Consider the following 25,036-nt stretch of genomic DNA (forward strand, 5'->3'; position numbering starts at 1 on the left):
TGGCGGCTTACATTGCGAAAGAGGAACTGCGGCAGTTGCTTTCCGCCGCAAGTGACGGCGCCGACGACAGTGAGATGCGCCGTCGGCTCTACCGGTTCTACCGCTGGTGTGCTGATGCGGGCATTCCCCAAATCACCCGGTTGGCGACCATCATCGAGGCCTGGTGGCCGGCGATCCTGGCGTTCTTGCACACCGGCTTGACCAACGCCCGCCCCGAGGGCTGCAACCGGCTGGTCAAGCAAGGTCAAACGCGTTGCCTGCGGGGGTTCCGCAACACCGAAAACTCGCGCCGTCGGATACGATTCCACTGCACCCGCACCGAGCGGGCCAGCATCCAGCAACTCCACTGCTGAGCAACGTTGCCCGCTCAACTTTGAAGAGCACCAATTCACCGATCACATTCTCACGAGCACCAAGAACCGCCTCGCCGATCCTTCTGCATCTCGCGCTCATCTCGGTATCCGGCCAACTTCCGCGTTGTCCGGAGTCGGGATATCCGCCGTCGAATTGTCCAACGTTCCGGGTTCGGCATGTCGAGACCGGATACTGACCACCAAGCCCAGTACCGCCCACATGATCGCGTAACCGAAGTAGGCCGCGTCCCAGCCCGCGGTCCTGAACGCCAACGCCAGAAATTCCGAGCTGCCACCCACAACCGCTATGGCCAGGGCATACGGCAAGCTCACTCCGAGCGTACGAACCGAGGTGGGAAAGGCCGACGCACTAACCAAGGCCATGACCGATAGCGCCGCGGCAACCGGGATCAGCCCGACGGCATACAACAGCACCGACCACGCCGGATCGGGGCTGTACCCGATGAAGATCGGAATGGTCAGCAATGCCGAACCAGCGAAGCCGCCAATCAATAGTGGCCTACGCCCAATCCGATCCGAGAGAGCCCCAAACATCGGAAGCGCGATAATAGGGGCAAATAGCCCGACAAGCCGTACCATCGCCGCGTCCGGTCTGGACATTCCCACCGTATCCACCAGATAGGTGATGCTGTATGAGGCGAATGTCTGAAACAGGAGCGTGGTCGCCGAACCAAGGACGAATACGAAGACCAACGCATTCCGATGCTTCCAGAGCACACCCAGACTTCCGCGCCGGTCAACGACCGCCGTACCGAGTTCCGCTTGCTTCTGCTCGATGCGGCGCTGCTCTCGGGTGAATTCCTCGGTCTCGGTCATTCGAGTCCGAATCACGAAAGCGCCGACTGCAACCAGACCCATGGCGGCGAACGCGACACGCCAACCCCACTGCTCCATCTGTGTCTCCGAGAGCCAGATCTGGCTCACCACCATGATCAGGGCCGCCAGAATGCTACCCGCCATGACACCGATATATTGGCCGCTCGACGCCAACCCCCGCCGCGACTTCGGTGCCGACTCCACGATGTAGGCAGCGGCAGCCCCATGCTCGCCACCCACACTGAGTCCCTGGACGATGCGCGCAACCAACAGGATGATGGCACCGGACATTCCTGCCATTTCATAGGTCGGCGCCGCCGCCATCGCGACCGACGCCAAACCCATCAAGGTCACCGACGCCGTCAAAGCGAGCCGACGCCCGCGCCGATCGGCAAGTCGGCCGAAGAACAAGGCCCCCAACGGCCGTGCGATCTGACCGACGGCGAAGATGCCCGCGCCGTACATGAGTTGGGCGGTCCGGTTCTCGGTGGGAAAGAACTGTGTGGCAAAGTAAATGGTGAACGCCGACCACATGGCGAAATCGGCGTACTCGATGACATTGCCCGCGACCGCGGCCCCCACGTTTCTCCGCCAGTGACGCACGGCAAGCAGAGCAGAATCGTCCGTACGGACTTCTGTTTCGGACACGAAAACTCCTAACATCATTGATGTTGTTTCTTCACTCGGGTTGGCCGACACCGGGTGCCGCGTTCGGGGTCGTCCGGAACGCGTCCTGCGAGCAGCGCAGCAGATCGCAATGCGGCTATGGTGTGCACCAACCAAGGCGCCAGACTCAGCTTTCGGTGCGTTCTCGCATGAAGATCCGCGCGGTAGCGGTGTAGCGGCGGAGGCCGGCACGGTACGCCGCTCCGCCACCACAACGGACCCGCTGGACCCGCAGTGCGGATCGATCAGATCGCAACAGGCTCGGTTCCGTGACCGATACGGGCGATCATCTTGCCATCGGGCGCCAGTTCGGCGTACTCGGCGGTGAGGTAGCGCAGCCGTGTGTCGTCATGCACCGACTTGACTGTCCACAGCTTCTCCGAGAACACGTACCAATCCTCGATCTGCAGGTGCACCACGTCGACTGTCTCGGGCAGGTAGCGGCTTTGAGACTCCGCAATGTGGGCAGCCATCTCGTCGCGACCGTTGAGTTCGGTGAGCCTCCCCGGTTGTTCATTGACATATCCACGGAAGTTCACCTGCACATCTGGGGTCACGGCAGCGAGCATGCCTTCGGCATCTCCCGATCGGGTTGCCTCCAGGTATGCCTCTTGATCTGCCATGATGCGCCGACGGACATCGCTGGGGGATTCGCCGCTTCGTGGCGTCACACCGGGCGAGGTCCGGTTCCAGAAGAGCTCGCCGGTGATCCCCCTGTTGCCCATCGTCGGGAAGATGACCAACGCCTCGTAGTCCACCATCGAACCGTCCTCTTTGGATTCGGTAGCAGCCCAACCAGCATGAAAGGTGTACCACGACGAAAGCAGTCGGGTGGTCGAGCGCCATCCACGAAGCCCGATGTTGGAGTGAATACCCTCATAGCATTGACGGATCTGTTCGATGTCGTGGGCAACCCGAGATACGAGATGCCCATCCTCCAGAACCGGGAGCGCTGTGTAAGCATACGGACCTTCAGGCGACAGGGTCTCGAGGATCTGTTCGATGTCCTCGGTGATTTCCTTTTCCACATGGAGATCGGCCTGAGCCTGGGCATGTAGTAGCCGTTCGGCGTATTCGAGAGCAGACAGCGTCGCATCATGCTGCTGACGGGTTGTGGTTGAGGTCATGGTTGCCTCTCGCATTCATTGCTTGGGGGGACGAGATGAACGCCTAACCAAGGGAGGACAGAGCGGGCAGGCTCTGTGATCCATCCCTGGGGCAATGTCTAGTGTGACTGATATCATGCTCACTGTCAACGCTCTTTGCTCCCATATTTCAGCGTCCGAAACCCTGTGAACTGTGGTGATGGGTTTCTAATCATGTATATGGATAACTCCTGGCGGTATACGCCGGCCCCAACGAGTCGTCAACCCCACAATCGCGGCCGGAGACGTCCGGGAGGCGGCGCTGCTTCACCTGGCGAGGGCCCGGCAGGCGCCGGTGAACACCCCGCGCATGCGAGGATTGAGATATGCACAATGCGAACGAGAACCCTGGCGGTCCAACCGGCACATTCCTGGTCGAGCGAACCTCCGGCGAGAAGGTCGCCCGTCAGGTTGCACGCGCCATCGTGCGAGACATCATCGAGCTTGGTATGGGTGAGGGCGCTCCCCTCCCCCCGGAACCGGTGATGCTGAGTCAGTACAAGATCGGTCGGCCGACTTTGCGTGAGGCACTGCGCATTTTGGAGGTGAACGGTCTGATCACGATCAAGCCGGGCCGTAGTGGTGGCCCTCGTGTTCGCCGGAGCGATACGCGGGATCTCGCCCGACTCCTCGCCCTCCAATTCGGTTCGCGCCGGGTAACTTATGCCGATGTCAACTCGGCCAGGCGCGCAATCGAACCCACGCTGGCGCGCCTGGCCGCGCAGAACGCCACCGAGACGGAGCGCCAGCAGCTCGCCGAGTTGTTGCACCGTACGGAGGAAGTCACCCCTAATGAAGCGTTTGCCGAGAGCGATACATTCCATTTGAGCGTCGCCGTGGCGAGCCACGAGCCGGTGTTGGCGCCGCTGTGCATGGCACTGCAGCTGGTGCTCGGACCGCTACGAATCGGGCACGAGGAGTCGTGGACCAACCTTCTCGGCGAACATATCCCGATCGGGGAGGCCATTATCCGCGGCGCTGCGGCCGAAGCCGAGGCGTTGATGACAGCGCACATGAACCACTATCCGGCAAGTCATCCCGATCAGAACCAGATCGTGGATTGGGAATGAGCGATCTCGCTCAATACACGTCCCGAAGATACCGACCCTCTCGCGATAGACCATCCACATACGACGCCGCCGCCTCGGGTGGCAGTCCCCCGTGCTCGACAACGATCTCTCGAAGAGTCGTATCCACATCGCGCGCCATCGCCGTAGCATCGCCGCACACGTAGATGTACGCACCCTCGGAAAGCCAACGGAATAACTCTCTTCCGTTCTCCCACATGAGGTGCTGGACGTATCGGTGCCCGCCGCCGTCTCGCGAGAACGCCACATCGAGACGGGTGAGCAGGCGTTCGCGCTCGAACGCCTTGAGCTCATCGGCGTACAAATGATCATGGGCGCTCGTTCGAGCGCCGAAGAACAGCCAGTTACGCCCTCGCGCCGTACGGGCCTGTCGCTCGTACAAGAATCCGCGGAACGGCGCGATCCCGGTTCCGGGTCCGACCATGATCACCGCAGTGTCGTCATCGTCGGGCAGGTGAAACGTCGAATTCACGTCGATCGCGCCCCACACCATGCGATCGGCGGCAATGCGATCGGTCAGGTAGGAAGAACACACACCATGGCGATCGCGGCCGTGCGCACTGTATTCCAGCGCAGCCACCGTGATCTCCAGATGATCAGGTGTGTGCAGCCGGCTTGACGATATCGAGTAGGAACGCGTCGCAAGTGGGCGAAGGGTGTCGACGATCTCCCCCAGGTGAAATGGTCGGCGATCGGCAAGGCGCACCAGGTCGAGCACATCGCGGTCCCAGAGGAAAGAATGCAACGATCGGCGATCATCGCCAGATAGCACTCGCTTGACCGACTCGTCACTCGTTCGCGCGATGACCTCACTGATCAGCTCGCGGGAGGGACGGCGAATCTCGAATCGATTCATCAGGTCAGCGCGCACCGACGCAACGTCGACCGCGAAATCAGACGAGGCGACGGGTGCCGCGAGGAGCTGATCCACATAGTCGGCATCGTTGCGGGGCAGGATACGAACACAATCGCCGGGGGAATAGCTCACTCCCGAGTCCGAAACGTCAAGGCACAGATGCCATACCGGCTTGGCAGAGTTGGGGCCGGACAGTCTGTACTTCTGCACCACGCAGAAGGGAACGTCGGCGTGATGTGCGAGGTGCTGGTCCTCATCCCGACCAGCGGACGCCAGGCTCACTGCGGAGTGCATGACCGGAGCAACAGTCGGAGACTCGACGATGAGATCGAGGACCTCGCGCGTCCACCGTTGCGCGTCGGCTTCAAAGTCCGCATCACAGGTGACGATCGAACACAGCCGTGTGCCGCCAAGCTCTGCCAGTCGGCGGTCGAGGTCGATGCCGGCCTGACAGAAGTCGAGATAGTCAGAATCGCCCAGCGCAAGAACCGCATAACTGGCGTGGTCGAACTCGGGTGCTGATTCTGCTGTTATCGCCGACCAAAAGCCCGCCGCGTTGTACGGAATGTCGCCGTCATCCGTGGTGGATATGACGATCAACAATGTCGTCTCACCGGCCAGCAACACCGGGTCGGCGTCGTTCAGGCGTGAACAAGTGACTTCGAGTCCGCTGGACGTGGCGAGTGCGGTAAGTCTCTCCGCGACTGATTGCGCATTTCCGGTTTCGCTGCCATACGCGACCCGATACTGCACGGTAACCGTACCTCAGAACCGTCCGGAGCTGACCGAACCGGCGTGGATGGTGGCCTCAGCGAGTACTTCACCGATCGCTCCGGCGATCTCGAGCACCTGCGGGCTGGCTTCATGCGCATCATAGGCGGCCTGGTCGACGAATGATTCGACGATGACGAAGTACGGTTCCGCAGCATCGACTTGGACGACGGCGCAGGACGTACTACCCGCTTCATCGAGCGTAACCGCCGCAAGCGACGACAGGTGGCGGTGCAGCGCGTCGGTGTTACCCTCGGTCGGCTTCATGACGGCGACGGCAGCGATAGTCGGGTTTCCCATGGAAGTTGTCCTCGATAGAAGTAGTCAGGAGATCGGCACGGTGGAGGCCATGAGAGTCAGAACTCAGAAGGCGATGGCCAGTCCGCCGTCAACGGTCTGCGAGGCACCGTTGACATACGAGGAGAGGTCGCTCGCGAGATACACTGCGGCGCTTGCAACTTCGTCGGCGGTGCCGATTCTCCCCGATGGGATGTGGCCGCTGATCGCCGCCACGACATCCGGATCTGCAAAAGCCTGCTTGGACATATCGGTGTCAATGACGCCTGGATGCAGCGCGTTCACACGAATTCCCAACGGCCCCAGCTCAACTGCAAGCGAGTAAGTCAACAGGCGTATACCACCCTTCGACGCCCCGTAAGCACAGTTGCCCGCTGCGCCGACAAGTCCGGCGATGCTCGACATGTTGATGATGGAACCACGGCCGCGCGGCATCATCGCGCGCGCTGCGGCACGACAGCCATAGAACGTGCCGAACAGGTTCACCGAGGCAATCCGTTGAAACTGCTCATCACTGAACTCGATCAGTGGCGGCACTTGCGGCGAGATTCCGGCGTTGTTCACGATGACGTCCAAGCCTCCGTTGTCCTCTGCGGCGGCCACAGCACGGTCCACGTCACCGGAAGCGCTCACATCTCCGGAGATCACAATGCATTTCGCACCGGCTTCGCTCACCAGGTCAGCGGTGCTCGGTTCCTCGACAGGGTCGCTGTCAGGCAGATCCAACACGACAACCGTCGATGCACCCGACCGGGCGAAGGCGATGGCGGTGGCCCGCCCAATTCCTCGCGCCGCCCCGGTGACCACACATACTTTGCCGTCGAGCAAATCTGTTTGCGTCATGCTGTCGCATTCCCTTCATCGCTGCGTGCCCCGGCGGTGAATACCGCACCGAGCCTCGTCATTCCCCGGTTCAGACCGGGAACATGCTCGACTTCCTCGTCGATCACGTGGTAGTCGGGCAGACGTTCGAGCACTTCCTCTACCAGAACCTGCAATTCAACCTTCGCCAGATGAGTGCCGAGGCAGCGATGTGTCCCGGCGCCGAAGGCGACGTGCCGGTTGGAAGGCCGGTCGAGGGAGAATGTGTCCGGGTCGCTGAAGCACTCCGGGTCCCGGTTCGCCGCGATCCAGCTCAGCAACACAACCTCCCCCTGATGAAACTCGATGCCGCCGATCTCGACATCGTGGGTGACGCCACGCGAATGCTGCGGCACGGGAGTGGCCAAGCGAAGCAGCTCCTCGATGGCCGGCCGCAATTGATCCGGATTGTCCTTGATGAAGCGCCTGACCTCGAGATTGTCGCTCAGATACTTCAGGATCAGCGCGCCGCCGTTGGATGTGGTGTCCAGGCCGGCCATGATGAGCAGGACGATCAGCCCCTCCCACTCCTCACGGCTGATCGGCCGGCCATCGATCTTGAAGCCGAGCACCTGGCTCGCGATATCGTCACCGGGAGAGGCGGTGCGCACGTCATAAAGATCATGCACCATAGCCCCCACGTGCCCGGCGCCCGCCGAAGACGGCCCTTCAGCGAGAAGCTGCGCATTCCAGCGTGGGAGGTCCTCACGCGCGGATTCGGGCAGATCCAGTAGCGCGAAGGTGACGATAGCCGGCAACGGAGTGCACAGCTGAGCGGCAAGGTCAGCTTTTCCATCGGCGATGAATCCGTCGATCAGCTCGGTGATGATTGCTCGGACCACCTCGCGCATCTTCTCGGCCGAGGCCGGCGAAAAGAGCTTTGACAGCGGTGCGCGGAATTCTCGATGCAGGGGCGGATCGTTGGCGATCATCGGCGGGCCGCCCTGGAAGATCGGGAAGCCAGGTCCCGGCTGCCGAGAGCTGAACGTCTGCGCATCCCGGGCAGCCTCGTTCACGTCCTGGAAACCGGTGATGGTCCAGAATCCGCCATGCTTGGCGCTGTGGCCGATGGGACATTGGCCCCGCACGTCTCTGAAGAAGGAATGCGGGTCCTCAAGTCCTGCTGCCGACAGGTGATCAAAGTCGTTCCACTGCTGCTCGACTGTCATACGCCGGTCGACCTCCTGTTGAGCGGGCCCCACGAAAGCGGCCAGCAGAATTTTGTGTGCCAGATCAACTTTGATTTCTGATGTGACTAGCAACACTTCCTTCGGAAGCGTATGACATAGCTAGCTAGTGTGTCAATATTTTGATGTCCCGTTCGTATATTCGATCACTGCACGTTCGACGATGCGGGTCTTGTTCACACCGACAGCGCACGAACCGAGGCGGCCACCAGCGCGAATACCTCGTCATCGTGCTGGTAGGGCGCCGAGAACGAGATCGAATGGGCCAGATCGCCGTAACGATCGATGAGTTCGCTTGCCACCTCGTCGGGCCCGCCGACAACCGCGAAGGTACGCAACATCTCGTCGTCGACCAGCGTGCCGAGTTCCGTCCACCGGCCCGCTTTGGTCATCGCGGTCAGCTCCGGGGCGATATCTCCCCACCCGTGCAGATCCAGCACTGCCCGGTACGCGGGGGTGGAGGCGTAGAACGCGATCTGATGCCGGACTCCCGCGATCGCACTATCGAGTTCCGCGTCGGTGCGACCGGTCGCTGTGAGCACCGGACCACACAGAGCGATACCCTCGCCGCTACGCCCCGCCCTGTCCCGGCCACGCATGATCGCAGGTAACGTCACCGACTGCAGGTAGCGCCGAGTGTTGAACGGATGGAAGAACAGCCCGTCACATACCTCTCCCGCAACCTCCGACATCCGCTCGCCCACCGCAGCGACGAATACCTCTGGCCGACCGAACTCGTGACGCGGCGGTCGAAAGAACGGCGGCATCAGCGTATGCGTGTAGAACTCGCCATCGAACGACATTTCGGTGTCGTTATCCCACGAATCCCAGATCGCATGCAGGGCCTGCACATATTCGCGCATACGCGCCGCCGGCTTTGACCAGGGCATGCTGAAGCGGCGCTCGATATGCGGCTTCACCTGCGATCCCAGACCAAGCACAAAGCGGCCTTTCGTATAGCGAGCGAGGTCATACGCCGTGGTCGCAACGGTGAGTGGGGAACGCCCAAAGGCAATCGCCACAGCAGTTCCGACGCGCAAGCGGTCGGTGGCATCGGCAGCCAGCAGACACCGCAGGAACGGGTCATGTTTGGACTCACCGGTCCAGAGGGTCTGAAATCCCTCGGATTCACATCGTCGCGCCTGCGCCGCGCCGTCCTCGATGGGAACGGACATCGTGGCGTCGAATCTCAACACGTCTTCAACCTCACTAATGAATTCAACTATTGGTCGTTCTTCGGTACTAGCCAGTCGGCGATCACTGCATGTGTGTGTTCGCCTGGACGGGGTGGTCGAGTGAAGCGATTGGCCTGGTGACGGGAGAACCGTGGTGCCGTACCTGGCTGGAGCACCCCGTCCACCTCGATGAGCGAACCCCGTTCAGCCAGGTGCGTATCGTGGGCCGCTTCGCGCAAGGAGCGCACGGGAGACACGCAGGCGTCGGTTCCGTCGAAGACGCCGAGCCAGTGGTCGAGCGATTCCGAGCGAATCCGAGCACTTATCGCATTGATCACCGTCGGCCAGGTATCGCGGTCGTCTTGGGTCTCCGGGTCAATGGCAAGACCGAGACCGACGAGAAACTCCCGGTAGAACTGCGGTTCGATGGCGCCGACCGCGAGGTATCGACCATCTGACGTCTCGTAGACGTGATAGTACGGGGCTGCGCCGTCGAGAACATTGGACTCGCGACGATCCACCCAGGTTCCCGACGCGAGCCGCGCATGAGTACCGGCGAGTAGATGTGATACCCCGTCGACGATCGCGGCGTCGATCACCTGACCGGGTTGTCCGCGATCCACCTCGTGCAGCGCCGCCAGGATTCCGACAACCAAATACATTCCGCCGCCACCGAAGTCACCGATCATGTTCAACGGGATCTGCGGCGTACCCGATGCGGGCCCGATCGCGTGGAGCACTCCAGTACGCGCGATGTAGTTCAGATCATGACCGGCGGTCCGGGCAACCGGGCCGTCCTGTCCCCATCCGGTCATCCGTCCATAGACAACATGCGGAGCCAGAACGAGACAATCACCGGGTCCCAGCCCCATCCGCTCCGCCGCGCCGGGACGAAATCCCTCGATCACCACATCAGCTCTTGCGACCAGCTCCCGAGCCATCCGACGATCATCAGAGTTCTTGAGGTTCAATTGGATTGAACGTTTTCCTCGATTCAGCAGGTTTTGCTCGGCACTGCCCGGGAAGATGCCGCCGGCACCCGGCCGATCGATACGCACGACGTCCGCCCCCAGGTCAGCGAGCAGCATCGCGGCGAAGGGGCCGGGCCCGATCCCCCCGAGTTCAAGAACTCGGACGCCTGCCAACGGTCCGCGGGAATCCCGATCGGAGGCCGTCTCGTCGTCAACGGTCATCGCACACCCATGCCTTTCATCACCACTGGCAGCCACTGGCGCCCGTCGAGCCAGCACACGCTCACCAGGGAAGCGCAAGCCAAGACTAGCGATTTTGAATTCAAGTGTGCAATCCTTGGGCACAACACGAGCACGGAATGCGAGTTGTCGATGAGTGACGAACGAGTGCTGTACGGGCTGCGGGTCCACGATGAAGGTCATGTCCGCGTGGTGACACTGGACCGTCCTGAGCGGCGCAATCCCATAGACCTTGAAATACGGCCGGTCTTGACCGCGGTCTTCGATGAGGCAGACGCCGACCCCGACGTTCGGGCCGTGGTCTTGACCGGCCGGGACGGCGCGTTCTGCTCCGGTGGCGATCTGTCGATCATGCACAAGATGACCCCGCACGATTCAGTACCCCGGCTCCAGGCCGCACAACGAATTGCCCGGGCCATCGCCGGGAGTGGCACCCCGGTGGTCGCCGCCGTCGACGGCGGCGCGGTTGCCGCCGGCCTTGGTCTGGCTCTGTGCTGCGATCGCGTTGTGGCCTCGACCACCGCGGTGTTCGACACCGGATTCGTCCGGGTCGGCCTCGGCACTGACCTAGCGGCGAGTTGGGCGCTGGCCCGACGCGTCGGAGTCGCGCGCGCACAACAGATGATGATCTTCCCCGAACGCCTGCGCGGGCCGGAGGCGTGCAACCGCGGAATCGTCGACGTCGTGGTGCCGCCCGAAGATGTCCTTGGGCGAGCGCTCGACGACGCTCGCCGACTCGCGACGCTCCCCCCACGCGCGTTGTCGCTGCTCAAACGCCACTTCGCAAGTATCGGCAACGACCTCGACCAGGCCATCGCGGATGAGATCGCGATCCAGGCCGAGCTGATGACAACAGACGATTACGCCGAAGGAATCGCCGCAGCGCGAGAAAAGCGGCCCGCCACCTTCACCGGCCACTGAGGCCATCGCCCCAATCTCGGCAACCCCATCGGGCGAACGACCCGACGAACACATGGAGGAAGTATGCAACTGACTGACGTATCAACCCTGGTTACCGGGGGCGGGTCGGGACTAGGCCTGGCGACGGCGCGCGCCTTGCGTGATCGCGGCGCCAACGTCGTGATCGTCGATCTCCCGACGTCACCGGGAGAGGCAGTCGCCGCTGACATCGGTGCCGGCTACGTTCCGGCCGACATCACCGACGAAGCGCAATTGTCCGCGGCCTTCGACGCTGCCGATAAGAGTGGGCCACTGCGCGGGATCGTGCACTGCGCCGGCCGCGGAGGCGACCGACTGCGCATCATCGGCAAGGACCGTACGCCGGCACCCCTGAACTCGTTCGAAGATGTCATACGAGTCAATCTCTTCGGAACTTATAACGTGCTTCGCCTTGGCGCACAACGAATCGCAGGCAATGAGCCACTCGACGGCGACCGCGGCGCGATTGTGCTGACCGCGTCCGTCGCCGCGTTCGACGGACAGATCGGCCAAACTTCCTACACCGCCGCCAAAGCGGCGGTTCACGGAATCACGCTGGTCGCCGCCCGAGATCTGGCGACCTGGGCGATCCGGGTGAACACGATCGCCCCCGGCACCTTCGAGACCCCGATGCTGGGACGGCTGCGCGACGACATCCGCGAAGGCCTGGCCGCATCGGTCCCGCACCCGAGACGCCTGGGCAAGCCGGAGGAATACGGTCGCCTCGCGGTGGAGATGTTGGAGAACTCCTACCTGAACGGACAGACCGTTCGCCTCGACGGCGCTATCCGGATGGCACCGCGATGAGCGCGCCAGTCGAGAGCGACACCCCCGATGCAGTGGTGACGCAACGGGATCCAGGGATCATGGTGATCACCATCAACCGGCCGGATCAACGAAACGCGATGACCAAGGCGGCGGCGCACATCATCGCCGACGCGCTACGCGAACTGGACTCGCGCAGCGACCTGGGTGCCGCGGTGATCACCGGCGCCGGTGGCTCATTCTGCGCGGGAATGGATCTGAAACGGTTCGCAGCAGGCGAGCTGCCACGTACCGAGGTCGGAGGCTTCGCCGGGTTCGTCGAGGCGCCTCCGAAGAAGCCGATCATCGCTGCCGTCGAAGGGTGGGCGCTTGGCGGCGGGTTCGAAATAGTGCTTGCCTGTGACCTCGTCGTCGCCGCGGCCGGTGCCCGCTTCGGCCTTCCCGAAGTTCGACGTGGGCTCATCGCACGAGGCGGCGGGGTCGTTCGGCTACCCCGCCGCCTGCCCCGTGCGATAGCACTGGAAGCGATACTGACCGGCGAACCCCTATCCGCCCAGACCGCCGCATCATTCGGGATGGTGAATACCGTTGTCCCCGACGGAGATGCGCTTGACGCTGCCGTCGACCTGGCACGACGCATCTCGGTCAACGCACCATTGGCAGTGGCCGTGAGCAAGCAGATCGTGGACGAATCCGAGGACTGGCCGCAAGGCGAACTCTTCTCGCGCCAACAAGCTATCTCCGATCCCGTCTTCACCTCGCATGATGCGGCGGAGGGCGCGGCAGCATTTGCCCAGAAGCGTGCACCGGTCTGGACCGGTCGCTGATTTGGCGTCAACACCAACGCCTGCATCGCGGGCGAGGAACATCAACCAACAGAAGGAACAACATGCGTGACGCAGTAATTGTCGAGGCAGTGCGCACCCCACTCGGCAAGCGCAACGGCGGGTTGGCAGGTGTCCACCCGGTGGATCTGGCCGCAAATGTGCTCCGAGAACTCCAGCGCCGCACCGGTATTGACCCCGCTATCATCGACGACGTCCAGTGGGGCTGCGTGACCCAGATGGGCGATCAGTCCAGTAACGTCGGCCGTTTTGCCGTACTCGCGGCGGGATGGCCGGAGTTTGTACCCGGTGTCACCATCAATAGGGCCTGCGGGTCGAGTCAGCAGGCCCTCGACCACGCGGCATGGGCCGTCATGTCGGGTCAGCAGGAGGTCGTCGTGGCGGGCGGAGTCGAATCGATGAGCAGGGTACCGCTCGGTGCCGCGCGTGCCACCGGGTTGCCCTACGGTCCTGCCGCTCGAGCGCGCTATGACGGATCCGAGTTCACCCAGGGAGAGGGCGCCGAACTCATTGCCGAACGCTGGAATCTCTCACGCCGGGCACTCGATGAGTTCTCCGCGCACTCACATGCGAAGGCGGCCGCGGCCATCGACGCCGGAGCCTTCGACGATCAGATCCTGCCGGTGACCACCGAATCAGGAGTGGTCTCCATTGATGAGGGAGTTCGCCGCGGGAGCAATGTCGACACTCTCGCAGGCCTCAAGCCGTCCTTCCGAGAAGATGGACGCATCCACCCGGGGAACTCGTCGCAGATCACCGACGGTGCCGCAGCCCTACTGGTGACCTCACCCGAACGTGCCCGCGAGCTCGGCCTGCGCCCGATCGTGCGCTACCACTCCGGCGCGGTCAGCGGTGCCGATCCGGTTCTCGTCCTGACCGGTCCGATCCCCGCGACACAAAAGATCCTCAAGCGCTCCGGCCTCACCCCCGACGACATCGGAGTCTTTGAGGTCAACGAAGCATTCGCACCGGTCCCCTTGGCCTGGCTGGCTGATGTCGGCGCGGACCCCGAGCGCCTCAACCCGCTCGGCGGCGCCATTGCTGTCGGGCACCCGCTGGGCGCATCCGGCGCCGTCTTGATGACACGCATGATCCATCACATGCGTGACAACGACATCCGCTACGGGCTCCAAACGATGTGTGAGGGCGGCGGTACCGCAAACGCAACCATCGTGGAACTGCTGACATAAGCCGCCTTGTTCCCACTCCGTTCGCCGGCCTGTGCGCACCCACTCGCGCGGGCCGGCGGCCACCCGGCCAGCTCTGGCTTGCGCCAGTCCACAGATGCCGAACATGCCTGCGGCACAAGGTATCGCAACGCAGCGACACTCAGGCCAGCTCCGAACGTCCATCCGATTCGAAGACACCTCGACGTACGAGCTCAGTGATGAGCATCTCACCCTCTTCCGCACTGCGCACCTCGGCGGCGCGCCGGGCACCGGCGGCGTCCCGCCGCGCCAGAGCAGCATACTCGGTCCGATAGTGCTGCAGTATTCGAGAGCGGTTGCGCTTGCGATCGAGGAGAAGAACAAATGCCGTCGGCATGAATGTTCGGAATGTCGACAACATAGCCCGCATCCTGGGGCCGCTGGCGGCGGTGTTGACCAACCTCCGAAACTCCCAGCTCAGATCATTGAGCTCATCATCATCGCTGTCACGCATGCGGGTCACGATGTCGTCGAGCTCATCGGAGAGCTCACGTGTCATGGCACGAGCAGCCGACTCACTGGCACGTCCGCTGACCATCCCGAACAAGTCATAGGTTTCCCGGATGACTTCGGGATCGAAGCGCTCGAGGTAGGCGCCGCGATGGTATTCGGTGCGGACAATGCCGTCCCGTTCGAGCTGAGCGAGCATCTCCTGAACGGGAACCCGGCTGATACCCACCGCATCAGCGATCTCCTGCCGGTCGAGCCGATCCCCGGACCGCAACGTGCCGTCGAAGACTCGCTCGATGACCCAGGCCGCCGCTACGTCTCTGTCCTTGATCCCGTACCGCTTCGGCACGTCAGCTCCTTGTCCGTACAACCCCGCCGGGGGGCTGCTGACTCACGCGCCCTCCGACGATCCGTGGTGTGCGTTCCGGTCAAGGAAGGCAAGATGATCCGGGTGGGTCATACTATAACGCTCGGCGACCAGACCATAGTTTCGTGTGCTCGCGAGGGCCAGTTCCAGGCTCTGGTTGAGTGCTCGCTTGGTGTCTTGTAAAGCATGCGCGGGCTGGGCCGCGAGCCGCTCGGCGATCGACCGCGCTTCGCTCATCACAGCCGACGCTTCCACGACGCGATTGGCCAGTCCGATCTCATACGCCCGGCGCGCATCGACCCGCCCACCCAGCAGCAGGTACTCCTTGGCATGGAGAAGGCTCATATGCGCCGGTGCCGTCGCGGCCCCACCGTCACCGGCGACCAGCCCGATAGTGACATGCGGATCGGACAGAAACGCATCCTCGGACATCACCACGATGTCGCAGAGCATCGCCAGCGTCGATCCGAGGCCCACCGCGGGCCCATTCACCGCGGCGACCACGGGCAGCGGGAACTGCACCATCTCGATGAGGATCCGCCGGGCTTCCTCGATTATTCGCCAGCGCGCTGAAGCGTCCCGGTGCTCCTCCATGAAGTCGAAATCGCCACCGGCGCTGAATGCGCGTCCGGCGCCGGTCACGATCACCGCGCGTGCGCCAGGATCGTCGGCGATACCGCGCCATACCAACCCCAGCTGCCGATGCATATCCGCGTCGGCAGCGTTGAGCTGCTCGGGGCGCGAAAGGGTAATAGTGCGGATCGGCCCGTCGGCCGTCACACGAACAACTGACTGATCATTCTCGGACATCGGAAACCGTGCTTTCTACGTGCTGTCGCGGTATCGGTGCGTAACGTCCTGACAGGTCCATATTTGCGGTGCGTGGTGTGTGAGGTCTACCGAGCATTGGGATCATCGTCGGAACTCGTCCGCGGGGGCAGTGGCGCGAAGGCCGGCAGCCGTCGTTCGACGAAACTGCGTACCCCCTCAGCGAAGTCCACCCGGTGCGCGGGCATTGTCGAGAACGACTTTGCGTGATCTTCTGCCTCGACACGCGACCGGAGCCAATCCTGCGAGATCTGCGCCTTCGTGTCCGCCAACGCCACCGGCGAGGAAGTCTCGGCCAACGTGCGTGTGTACCCGAGACACTCAGCAAGCAACGCATCATCACTCGCGACGTAATTGACCAACCCGATCCGCTCGGCCTCCACCGCTCCCATCCGGCGTCCTGAGAAGAGCCACTCCGCGGCGCGCGTCTGCCCGATCATCCGCGGAAGCAGCCAACTGGCGCCATATTCAGCATTGAGTCCGCGTTGAGTGAACGCGGGAAGCAAGTAGGCCGACTCGGAGATGAATCTGATGTCGCAAGCGAGCACTTGAACCAGCCCGAAGCCCACGCACGCACCGTTGATAGCCGCGACCAATGGCTTTCGGAACTGTTGGGCATGGGTCATTCGCCGCCCTGCCGCCGGAACGCGTGGGCGGCCGCCGGCCGAAACCTCACGCAGGGTGTCCACGTCCATTCCGGCGCAAAACGCTCGCCCCGCCCCCGTCACGACGACCGCCCGCACATCGGGATCATCATCTGCGCGATCGAGTTCCTCAAAGTAGCGATCACCCAGATCATAGGTCCAGGCATTGAGCCGGTCCGGCCGGTTCAGGGTGATCACGAGGACACCGCCCGCGTGCAACTCGGTCAATACATCACTTGGCACCTACGCATGATATCGCGGATTGAATTCAATGACTAGCCGTCAACGGTGGTATCGAGACTAGCATTTTGAATTCAACTTGCGTAATCTGTTGGCATGCGTGCTGCTTGATGACAACCTTCTTGTTCATCACCGCACCGCGGACGAAGGGAAGTACGTGTCAGGCTCATTAGCCGCCGGGACCGCCGGCGTACAGGTATCCGCCGACGCCACCGTTGCCACTTTCAGTGCGGCGGTCACGCGCTGGATAGCGGAGAATCACCACCAGCTCGTCGACCAAGCCAGACAGTCAGGGCATTCAGCAGAGGAATTGCTGGCTGCGGGCCGTCGCGTTCAACGCATGCTGCATGATTCCGGCGCGGGCCGGTGGGGATGGCCGACGGAAGTCGGCGGACTGGGCGGAAACACGTTGTTTCGTGCCGTCATGTACGACCGTCTGGAGGCGGCGGGCATCGCGGTACCGGTCCAGTACGAGATGCTCGAGACCCTGGCACCGGCAGTGATGAAATTCGCGCCGGAGGTGGCCGCGGAGCTGATTCCCTCCGCCCTGACCGGTGAACATGCTTGGGCGCAAGGCTTTTCCGAACCCGAGGCCGGCAGCGACCTCGCCGGTCTGCGGTGCCGGGCGCGTCGTGATGGCGAGGTGTACGTGGTCTCCGGACAGAAGGTGTGGACGAGCCAGGGTATCGGCGCCTCCCGGATCGGAACCCTGGTGCGAACCGGCACGATCGAGAGCCGCCACCGTGGGATATCGATGTTGATGATCGACCTGGACAGCCCAGGGGTCGAGGTGCGTCCGATCCGATACGCCAATGGCGAGAACGAGCTGGCAGAGGTCTTCTTCGACAACGTCCGGGTGCCCGCCGAACGGCTCGTCGGAGCGCAGGACCAGGGCTGGGGTGTCGCGATGTTCTTGTTGCAGTATGAGCGAGGCAACTACGCCTGGGTCAGGCAAGCGCACATCGGGCGCCTGGTGGCCGGCCTCGCCGCGGAATGCGACGAGACCGACAACCTGCAGGCTCAGGAGATCGGAGCGGCATGGCTCGCCCAGCAATCGTTACGCATCAAATGCGGCCGAACAGTGCAACGGCTCTGTGCTGGAGCCGAACTCGGACCAGAGATCTCGGTGGACAAGGTCCTGCTCGGCACCGCGGAGCAGCGTGTATGCGATGCGGCCATCAATGCGCGGCCGCACGAGTTCGTTCTGTCGGCCGATGATCAGAATCGTCAATGGCGGGCCGACTGGTTCTACACACGCGCTTCGACGCTCTACGGGGGATCCGCGGAGATTCAACGGAGCATCATCGCTGACCGGGTGCTCGGTCTGCCGAAAGAAGGATGACAGCTATGGACCATTCGGAACGCACAGAGTTTCAGACGACTCTCAACTCCCTCCTCGCCGAGTACGCGTCCAACCCGATCGGGCTCAGCAGCGCACTCGACGAACTAGGGTGGCATGACGTTGTTGCCGACGAGCCAAGTGCGGCAATGCTGCTGTTCCGGGAGCGTGGCTATGCCGTCGCTTCAGGCGGGACCCTGGATGACAGTGCGCTGCGATTCCTGGACATTGATCCGCACCGGCGTGCGGTTCTCTACCCCACCACTGTCTACCCTGCCGCGAACCGTGAGCAACTGTTCGCGCCGACCGCGCCACCATCGGGTGATGGCCGGGTGAGCGGAGTGATTCGTCGGCCCGAGGGGTATGACAAGCTGTTAATCGCCGTTGGTGACAGCGGCGATACACATCTTGTCGAGGTTGCGCAGACGGCGATCACCGCCCAGTCCCCGGCTCCCTGGGATCCGGATGAAGACATCATCACCGTCGACGTCGATGTCCGCGCCGCGCAGAGTTACTCCGGCCCCAACACTCTGGCCTGGGAGGATATGGTCTCGGTCGCACGACGCTCGTTGGCCGCGGAACTGGTCGGGCTGGCAGCATATGCGCTCGACCTCGCGATCGATCACGCAGTCAAGCGGCAGCAGTTCGGGCGCTCGATCGGCTCATTTCAGGCCACCCGATTCCATCTCGCCGAGGCCCGAGTCGCGGTGGAGTCTGCTGCTGAAGCGGTTCGACTCGCATACGCCTCGGAAACTCCGCTGGCCTGCGCGCTTGCCAAGAACTTGGCTGGCAGCGCCACCGAAACCGCGTGCCGAAAGGCCATACAAGTCTGCGGCGCAATGGGATTGACGTGGGAGTTTCCGCTGCACCGCATCGTACGTCGCGCACTCATCCTCGACGCGATACTCGGTGGGCATCGGGAAACGACCATCGAATTCGGACGTCGGGTAATGACGGCCGAGAGCTACCCGGCGGTCAACCCCCTCGAGATCGACCCCGATTCCATGTCGGTTCCGATCTGAGTGTCCCACCGAAAGTGTCCGCGTGGGGTACTGAGGCCCTGATATCCCACGCGGACAACAGCATCCCTCCATTCAGTCGCCGCGGCGACCGGCAGGTGCGGTGCCGTGCGGCGGCCACGACTGCATACCCTCGTCGAGGGGTACGTGCAAACTGCGAACCATGATGCTCACCGAATACCAGGTCGCGAGAACGGCCACCAACTCGATCAGATCCTCTTCGCCGAAGTGCTCACCCAGCGCAGCCCACGTCTCGTCGCTGATCGCGCCTTGGGCGATCACCTCGTCGGCGGCACGTAGGGCCGCCCGATCCGCCGGGTCGAAGCGATCGCTCGCAGTCCAGTCGCGAACCGCGAGGATGTCCGCCTCCGGAACGCCGAGTTGACCTGCCACTTTCCAGTGTTGAGCCCACTCGAACTCCGCATTCGTCGCCCATCCGATGCGCATGATGAGCAACTCACGCAGGCGTTCCGGCAGCACGTTGCGGAACAGTAGATCGGTGAGCACTGAATACAGGGCACGGGCGTACTTCGGTCGCCGCAGGAGCATGGTCCAAATTGGCTGGGTCAGATACTTCGGATCGATACCCACCTCTACCGCTGCTGCGGCAGCATCCTCGGCGCTCAACAGCCCGACCCGGTCCGATTCGACCACACCAGTGACCTTGTCTGCATCCGCGCTCATACCGTCACCACCGCATGCAGTGGCGGATGTGCGCCCTGAGCCATGTCATGGAGCAGCGTTGATACCTCGTCAGCATCCAATGGTGCTGTGTGATGGTCAATCCCGCGAAGCTCCGGCGTACGGGCGAGCATATCCAAGGCCTGAATGTATGCGGCGCCGTCAACTCCTCTGGCGCCAAGGATCCGAAGCTCTTTGAGAACAATCCGGTCAGGGTTGAACGAGTCCAGAGTGCGGTGTCCGCGTGTGCCTGCGACGACGACGGTGCCACCCGGGCGTACAAGATCGATTGCTTGCACGAATGCCGCCGGCGCAGCAGCGGTCACGTCCACCACGACATCGGCCAGTCCACCCGTGTCACTCTTGAGGTGCGCCTTCGCGTCCACGATGCCGATATCCACCGCCGCGTGCGCACCCAGGTGTACACCCAGCTGTAGGCGCTCGGCATCGCGGCGTCCGACTCCGGTGAGCATGATGTACTTCGCTCCGGCACCCGCCGCCGCAGCCACGGCACTGAGGCCCCGCAGCCCAGGCCCGAGCACTGTGACGACATCTCCCTCAGAGACACTGGGAAGATTTACGCCCCAACGTATTCCGGCACCGAGTGGGTTGAATAGCGTCGCTTGCACGGGGTCGAGCACGGTCGGGACCGGATGAACGATCGCATCAGCGGTGAGGAGCAGGTGCGTGGCGTAACCGCCCCACAACCCCGAACCGTGGTCCAGCGGGGTATTCCCATACGAATCCCGCAGCCCGTGGTTGCGGCACAGCATGTACTGGCCGTTGCGACAAGGATCGCATTCGCCGCAGCGTTGGAATACTTCCAGCGCTACCCGGGCCTGGTCGCCGAGTCCCGGATGGCACTGCCAGAACTCGTCGGTCGCCGACTCTATGACACCTACCACCTCATGTCCGGGGACCAGCGGAAGGGGCGCCGGCATCGCCCCTGAGAACATCTCGTGATCGGTCCCGCAGAGACCGCAGGCCTCGACCCGCAGGATCGCCTGCCCCGGCGCCAGCGCCGGCAGCGTGATGTCGCGTGTAACCAGCTTCCCTGGCCCGTCGAGGACCAGGACCGTCGCGACCGAGCCCGCCATCAGGATTCCCCGCCCGGCACCGCAAATGTCGCCCACCCATGGATGTGAACACTTCCGGTTTGTCGCGTGGCCGCGAGTTCGACATCGACCTCACGGCCGACCTCGGACTCCCGGACATCGACTATTCTTCCGGTGAAGGTGAGCACATCTCCTGGCCACGCCTGTTCGGCGAATCTCACGCGAAAACGTCGGATATTGTTCGGCCCCATCCACTCTGTGGCATATCCGCCCATTACACCCGCCGCATACATGCCCACGGCGAAGGGCTGATCGAATCCAGCGGCGACAGCGCGCCGGTGGTCATGATGCATCGGGTTGAAGTCACCGGAGGCGCCTTGATACCTGACGAAGTCGGTTATCTTCAGCGGCTTGTCGACGTATGGGTCTGCTGTGCCGCCCACCGCCAGTTCTCGGCTGTGATCGGTCACTGTGCTGCCGCCTTCGATGTCTCCACCAGCGTTTGCCGAACCTGCGCGACCAACCGATCCTCGACTCGGTAGTCGGTGACGATTTCGGTGAACACGAGGACACCTCCTGATTTCCGAGTCTTTGTATAGCGTCGGTCGATCCGGGATCGACCGGTGAGTACGGTACCGATCCCCGGTGGCGGACCATGGAAGACGAACTCCTGCTCCGCGTGTAGCAGCCGGGACAAGTTCGGCGCGTCGTCGCCCCACGGGGAGTTCTCACGAGATTGCCAGAGCGCAGAGGCCATCAGGAAGGTGGGCGGTGTTACCGCACCGTCCTGATACTCGGGAGCGCGGGTCTTGATGGCCCGGCAGAACTCACGGACCTTACCCAGCTCAATCGGGAATTCGAAGGCTGTGCCCTGCCTTCCGAGAAGTGGATCGGGATTCTCGGTCATCATGGCACGATCCGATAGGTAAGGATCGCGCTGGCCACCGGTCGGCCCGACTCACTGACGGCCTCGATGAGGGCGTAGTTGAGTTCCCGGGCGCGGCGGACGCAACGCGCCTCCGCGGTCACCGCCTCACCGCGAGCAGCGCCGAGATAGTTGACCGACAACGACACCGTCGAACCCTTGGTTCCACGCTCGTAGTCGTGCCCGTTCCATACGGCTGCGGCACCGGCGGTATCCAGCAACGTCGCGATGGCACCGCCATGCGGCGTCCCACCACCATTGTCGACGAGGTCACTTACCGGCATACGCACGGTGACAACCCCTTCCGTCTCCCACTGCACCAGCTCCAGACCCAGCGCTGCCACGAAGGGCACTTTGGTGAACATGTACCGCAACGACTTTCCGTGGCGGGTTCTCACTTGCTCATCTGTCATGCAAAGATAGTAGCAAGTTGAATTCATTTTGAGGAGGTTCCCTGTGGACTACTTTCACTACGTCAAGACGCTCGCGGCATTTGCCCAGTACAGCGCGGACCGAGTGCTGCTGGCCACGTCAGACAACACGATGACCGCCGCCGAGTTGTATTCGAATTCGAAAGGCCTAGCCGGCTATCTGACCCGGAAGGGTGTTGAGTCGGGACGCCCCGTGGCGGCCATGCTGGTCAACCGGCCGGCGATCGTCGAGTCCTTCTACGCCGCGCTGATCATGGGGTCGCCGCCGGCCAACGTCAACACTCGCTACACCGCGCCCGAGGTCGCCGAGATCCTCACCGATTGTGATGCCGGCGCGATCATCTATGAGGCGTCAGCACGCGAACAGGTGCGTGCCGCGGTAACCAGTCTTGATCACCCCATCGTGCTCCTGGAGGCGGGGTCGCCCGAGTACCACACGGCGATCACCTCGCCTCCCCCACCGAAGCGAGAACTGTCGCCCGAGGATCACATCCTGTGGTATACCGGCGGCACAACGGGGCGGCCCAAGGGCGTGATCTGGGAAGTCGACACGCACTATCGGATGCTGTGGGAGGTCATCAGGCCCGACCGCAGGCCACCGGACCCTGTCGATCTGGCACGAGGCGGCTCCCGCCCGGCACCCACCACCTTGCCGGCCTCACCCATGGCCCACGGAACCGCGATGGGGTTGGCACTCAACGCTCTGAACGGTGGCGGTACCACGGTGCTGCATGAACAGTCGTCCTTTGACGCCGCCGCGACCCTCGCACTCATCGAACAACACCGCGTTCGGGTGCTGGGTATCGTCGGTGACGCCTATGCGCGACCGCTGCTGGCAGAACTCGACACCGGCCGGTGGGCGGGACGGCTCTCGTCACTCTCGGCAATCTCCTCCTCCGGTGCAGTCTGGAGTCCGGAGGTTCGCGCAGCGCTGCGCACCCATCTGCCGAATATTTCGCTGATCGACAACTTCGGGTCGACAGAGGCGCTGGTAAGTCGCGATGTCGACGGCAAAGGCTTCAGTGCCCGGGCCGGCTTGGTAGTGATCGCAGAGGATGGCAGCCTGGTGGCCCCTGGTTCCGGGCAGGTCGGGGTCATTGCCACGTCCGGACGCCTACCGATCGGCTACCTCAACGACCCGGTGAAGACGGCAGCCGCTTTTCGGGAGGTCGACGGCGTGCGATACCTGGTCATCGGTGACGACGCGATGGTCAACGGCGACGGCACCATCAGGATTCTGGGCAGAGGCAACGCGTGCATCAACACCGGTGGCGAAAAGGTCTGGCCCGAAGAAGTGGAGATCGTCGTTCGCGATCACCCCGCGGTCGAGGATGCTGCGATCGTCGGCGTGCCTGACCCCAAGTGGGGACAGGCCGTCACGGGTGTCATCCATACCGGCGTCGAGGTTAGCGACGCGGAACTCGACGCCCATTGCCGGGCATTGCTGACGCCCTACAAATGCCCGAAGAAGTGGATCCGTGTCGATCACGTTCCACGTACCTATGTCGGAAAGCCGGACTACCGCGCGATCCACGGGCAAGCCGAGAAGGCCCTCTCGGTCCCCGCGGCGACCGCGCCGCCCACCGCTGCGTCAACCGACATCGATCCGACCGCTGCCGACATCAAGGAGCAATAGAATGCGCGACCAGATATTCACCGAGGAACAGCAAGACTTCCGAAAGCTCATCCGAGACTTCCTCACAAAGGAGGTCGATCCGCATTTCGCGGACTGGGAAGCACGCGGCACGGTACCACGATCGCTGTACAGCAGACTCGGTGAGCTGGGCATCATCGGGCTGACGATCCCCGAGGAGTTCGGCGGCGGGGGGCAGACCGACTACCGCTTCAATGTGGTACTCCAGGAAGAAATCAACCGTGCCGCATTCACACTCGGGACCTTGCGCACTCATATGGACGTCATTCTTCCGTACTTCCTGGAACTGTCGAACGACAAGCAGCGTGCCCGGTGGTTTCCTGGCTTTGCGACCGGAGAGCTGTTCACAGCAATCGCGATGACCGAGCCCGGGACGGGCTCCGACCTTGCCGGCGTCACCACCAACGCCCGCCGTGAGGGTGACCGATTCATTCTCAACGGGGCGAAGACTTTCATCAGTGGCGGCCTTCATGCCGATCTCGTCGTCGTCTTGGCCAGGACGTCTCCAGCACCGGCGGACAACCGCCGCGCCGGCCTGTCGCTGCTGGTTGTCGAACGCGGTATGCCCGGCTATGAAGTGGGCCGAGCCTTGCCAAAGATCGGAATCAAGGTCCAGGACACCGTGGAATTATCGTTCTCCGACGTATCGGTGCCGGTCGCCAACCTTCTTGGCGAGGAGGGCAAGGCATTCGGCTACCTCGGCCGCAACCTCGCTCAGGAGCGGCTGGCCATCGCCGTCGGCGCGGTGGCCGCGGCCCGTTCGGCGTTTGACCACACACTCGATTACGTCGCCACACGCAAGGCGTTCGGCACACCGATCTCGAGCTTCCAGAACACCAAGTTCGAACTGGCCGCGATGGAAACAGATCTGACCGCTGCTCAGGTCCTCGTCGACACCGCCGTCAAAGGTCTGGTCGCCAAGACCCTCACGCCGGCCGATGCTGCCAAGGTCAAACTGTTCAGTACCGAATTGCAGGGACGGGTGGTGGATCGGTGCCTGCAGTTGTTCGGTGGCTACGGATATGTCACCGAGTACCCTATTGCTCGGTTGTACGCCGATGCACGGGTCACCAGGATCTACGGCGGTACAAGCGAAGTCATGAAGTCGATTATCAGCAAGTCACTAGGACTCTGACACCTACCGCCACAAACCGGGACGCGACGAGAAGCGCGGATGGCGCTTCTCGTCGCGGTGGACC

26 protein-coding genes are annotated in these 25,036 nt (G+C 62.9%); 10 read left to right on the forward strand and 16 right to left on the reverse strand.

What is annotated here, in order from left to right:
- Positions 1-353: transposase (locus tag QSJ19_RS23965; RefSeq protein ID WP_286323537.1), on the forward strand; the 353-nt coding region annotated here is incomplete at its 5' end.
- Positions 354-449: 96 nt separating this feature from the next.
- On the opposite strand, the gene QSJ19_RS23970 is transcribed toward QSJ19_RS23965, so the two are convergent.
- Both QSJ19_RS23970 and QSJ19_RS23975 read right to left on the reverse strand, forming a co-directional pair.
- A complete protein-coding gene (locus QSJ19_RS23970) occupies positions 450-1,838 on the reverse strand; it encodes an MFS transporter (RefSeq protein ID WP_286323538.1) in 1,389 nt (462 codons plus the stop codon).
- Between the two features lie 263 nt (positions 1,839-2,101).
- On the reverse strand, positions 2,102-2,983 hold the full coding sequence (locus QSJ19_RS23975) for a nuclear transport factor 2 family protein (RefSeq protein WP_286323539.1): 882 nt from the start codon (positions 2,981-2,983) through the stop codon (positions 2,102-2,104).
- A 344-nt stretch (positions 2,984-3,327) separates the two neighbouring features.
- On the opposite strand from QSJ19_RS23975, the gene QSJ19_RS23980 reads away from it, so the two are divergent.
- Positions 3,328-4,071 (forward strand): FadR/GntR family transcriptional regulator, encoded by a 744-nt coding sequence (locus QSJ19_RS23980; RefSeq protein WP_286323540.1) that lies wholly within the window; start codon positions 3,328-3,330, stop codon positions 4,069-4,071.
- 10 nt (positions 4,072-4,081) lie between these two features.
- Here the strand turns inward: QSJ19_RS23980 and QSJ19_RS23985 are convergent, their stop codons facing one another.
- The 6 genes from QSJ19_RS23985 to QSJ19_RS24010 form a co-directional block, all read right to left on the reverse strand.
- The gene (locus tag QSJ19_RS23985) at positions 4,082-5,698 is read right to left on the reverse strand and encodes a diflavin oxidoreductase (protein WP_286323541.1); all 1,617 of its coding nucleotides are present in this window, start codon (positions 5,696-5,698) and stop codon (positions 4,082-4,084) included.
- A 12-nt stretch (positions 5,699-5,710) separates the two neighbouring features.
- Entirely contained in the window at positions 5,711-6,016 is a 306-nt protein-coding gene (locus QSJ19_RS23990) for a putative quinol monooxygenase (RefSeq protein WP_286323542.1), read from the reverse strand.
- A 63-nt stretch (positions 6,017-6,079) separates the two neighbouring features.
- Positions 6,080-6,856, reverse strand: a complete 777-nt coding sequence (locus QSJ19_RS23995; RefSeq protein ID WP_286323543.1) for an SDR family NAD(P)-dependent oxidoreductase — start codon at positions 6,854-6,856, stop codon at positions 6,080-6,082.
- Positions 6,853-8,139 (reverse strand): cytochrome P450, encoded by a 1,287-nt coding sequence (locus QSJ19_RS24000; RefSeq protein WP_286323544.1) that lies wholly within the window; start codon positions 8,137-8,139, stop codon positions 6,853-6,855. Before QSJ19_RS24000 ends, QSJ19_RS23995 begins: the two co-directional genes overlap by 4 nt.
- 98 nt (positions 8,140-8,237) lie before the next feature.
- The gene (locus tag QSJ19_RS24005; RefSeq protein ID WP_286323545.1) at positions 8,238-9,257 is read right to left on the reverse strand and encodes a TIGR03617 family F420-dependent LLM class oxidoreductase; all 1,020 of its coding nucleotides are present in this window, start codon (positions 9,255-9,257) and stop codon (positions 8,238-8,240) included.
- Between the two features lie 26 nt (positions 9,258-9,283).
- Positions 9,284-10,630, reverse strand: coding sequence for a CaiB/BaiF CoA transferase family protein (locus QSJ19_RS24010; RefSeq protein ID WP_286323546.1), 1,347 nt, complete (start codon positions 10,628-10,630; stop codon positions 9,284-9,286).
- Between QSJ19_RS24010 and QSJ19_RS24015 the strand changes: the two genes are divergently transcribed.
- The 4 genes from QSJ19_RS24015 to QSJ19_RS24030 all read left to right on the forward strand — a co-directional run bounded on the left by QSJ19_RS24015 (position 10,580) and on the right by QSJ19_RS24030 (position 14,186).
- Positions 10,580-11,368: an enoyl-CoA hydratase/isomerase family protein gene (locus QSJ19_RS24015; RefSeq protein ID WP_286323547.1), complete on the forward strand. Its 789-nt coding sequence runs from the start codon at positions 10,580-10,582 to the stop codon at positions 11,366-11,368. The two genes, QSJ19_RS24010 and QSJ19_RS24015, sit on opposite strands and share 51 nt — an antisense overlap.
- Before the next feature lie 63 nt (positions 11,369-11,431).
- Positions 11,432-12,193, forward strand: a complete 762-nt coding sequence (locus tag QSJ19_RS24020; protein ID WP_286323548.1) for an SDR family NAD(P)-dependent oxidoreductase — start codon at positions 11,432-11,434, stop codon at positions 12,191-12,193.
- A complete protein-coding gene (locus QSJ19_RS24025) occupies positions 12,190-12,978 on the forward strand; it encodes a crotonase/enoyl-CoA hydratase family protein (protein ID WP_286323549.1) in 789 nt (262 codons plus the stop codon). The genes QSJ19_RS24020 and QSJ19_RS24025 overlap by 4 nt, the downstream gene beginning before the upstream one ends.
- 62 nt (positions 12,979-13,040) lie before the next feature.
- On the forward strand, positions 13,041-14,186 hold the full coding sequence (locus QSJ19_RS24030) for a thiolase family protein (protein WP_286323550.1): 1,146 nt from the start codon (positions 13,041-13,043) through the stop codon (positions 14,184-14,186).
- A 139-nt stretch (positions 14,187-14,325) separates the two neighbouring features.
- On the opposite strand, the gene QSJ19_RS24035 is transcribed toward QSJ19_RS24030, so the two are convergent.
- The 3 genes from QSJ19_RS24035 to QSJ19_RS24045 form a co-directional block, all read right to left on the reverse strand.
- Entirely contained in the window at positions 14,326-15,003 is a 678-nt protein-coding gene (locus tag QSJ19_RS24035) for a GntR family transcriptional regulator (protein WP_286323551.1), read from the reverse strand.
- A gap of 42 nt (positions 15,004-15,045) precedes the next feature.
- Positions 15,046-15,831 carry an enoyl-CoA hydratase/isomerase family protein gene (locus QSJ19_RS24040; protein ID WP_286323552.1) on the reverse strand — a complete coding sequence of 262 codons (786 nt, stop codon included), beginning with the start codon at positions 15,829-15,831 and terminating at the stop codon, positions 15,046-15,048.
- A gap of 86 nt (positions 15,832-15,917) precedes the next feature.
- Positions 15,918-16,736: an enoyl-CoA hydratase-related protein gene (locus QSJ19_RS24045; RefSeq protein WP_286323553.1), complete on the reverse strand. Its 819-nt coding sequence runs from the start codon at positions 16,734-16,736 to the stop codon at positions 15,918-15,920.
- A 337-nt stretch (positions 16,737-17,073) separates the two neighbouring features.
- Here QSJ19_RS24045 and QSJ19_RS24050 point away from each other — a divergent pair, with 337 nt between their 5' ends.
- Positions 17,074-18,075, forward strand: a complete 1,002-nt coding sequence (locus QSJ19_RS24050) for an acyl-CoA dehydrogenase family protein (RefSeq protein WP_353507174.1) — start codon at positions 17,074-17,076, stop codon at positions 18,073-18,075.
- A 5-nt stretch (positions 18,076-18,080) separates the two neighbouring features.
- Positions 18,081-19,094 (forward strand): acyl-CoA dehydrogenase family protein, encoded by a 1,014-nt coding sequence (locus tag QSJ19_RS24055; RefSeq protein ID WP_286323555.1) that lies wholly within the window; start codon positions 18,081-18,083, stop codon positions 19,092-19,094.
- A gap of 72 nt (positions 19,095-19,166) precedes the next feature.
- On the opposite strand, the gene QSJ19_RS24060 is transcribed toward QSJ19_RS24055, so the two are convergent.
- The 5 genes from QSJ19_RS24060 to QSJ19_RS24080 are packed head-to-tail and all read right to left on the reverse strand — an operon-like array spanning position 19,167 to position 22,165.
- Complete coding sequence (locus QSJ19_RS24060) at positions 19,167-19,775, reverse strand: carboxymuconolactone decarboxylase family protein (RefSeq protein WP_286323556.1); 609 nt, start codon at positions 19,773-19,775, stop codon at positions 19,167-19,169.
- Positions 19,772-20,869: a zinc-dependent alcohol dehydrogenase gene (locus QSJ19_RS24065; protein WP_286323558.1), complete on the reverse strand. Its 1,098-nt coding sequence runs from the start codon at positions 20,867-20,869 to the stop codon at positions 19,772-19,774. Before QSJ19_RS24065 ends, QSJ19_RS24060 begins: the two co-directional genes overlap by 4 nt.
- A complete protein-coding gene (locus tag QSJ19_RS24070; protein WP_286323559.1) occupies positions 20,869-21,297 on the reverse strand; it encodes a MaoC/PaaZ C-terminal domain-containing protein in 429 nt (142 codons plus the stop codon). Before QSJ19_RS24070 ends, QSJ19_RS24065 begins: the two co-directional genes overlap by 1 nt.
- Entirely contained in the window at positions 21,294-21,734 is a 441-nt protein-coding gene (locus QSJ19_RS24075; protein WP_286323560.1) for an FAS1-like dehydratase domain-containing protein, read from the reverse strand. The genes QSJ19_RS24070 and QSJ19_RS24075 overlap by 4 nt, the downstream gene beginning before the upstream one ends.
- Positions 21,734-22,165, reverse strand: a complete 432-nt coding sequence (locus QSJ19_RS24080; RefSeq protein WP_286323561.1) for a PaaI family thioesterase — start codon at positions 22,163-22,165, stop codon at positions 21,734-21,736. Before QSJ19_RS24080 ends, QSJ19_RS24075 begins: the two co-directional genes overlap by 1 nt.
- A gap of 43 nt (positions 22,166-22,208) precedes the next feature.
- Between QSJ19_RS24080 and QSJ19_RS24085 the strand changes: the two genes are divergently transcribed.
- Complete coding sequence (locus QSJ19_RS24085; protein WP_286323562.1) at positions 22,209-23,819, forward strand: AMP-binding protein; 1,611 nt, start codon at positions 22,209-22,211, stop codon at positions 23,817-23,819.
- A 1-nt stretch (position 23,820) separates the two neighbouring features.
- A complete protein-coding gene (locus QSJ19_RS24090) occupies positions 23,821-24,972 on the forward strand; it encodes an acyl-CoA dehydrogenase family protein (protein WP_286323563.1) in 1,152 nt (383 codons plus the stop codon).
- The last annotated feature ends 64 nt before the right edge of the window (positions 24,973-25,036 follow it).

Origin of the sequence: Gordonia sp. ABSL11-1 (assembly GCF_030315685.1) — a bacterium.
In the GTDB taxonomy this organism is placed as follows: domain Bacteria; phylum Actinomycetota; class Actinomycetes; order Mycobacteriales; family Mycobacteriaceae; genus Gordonia.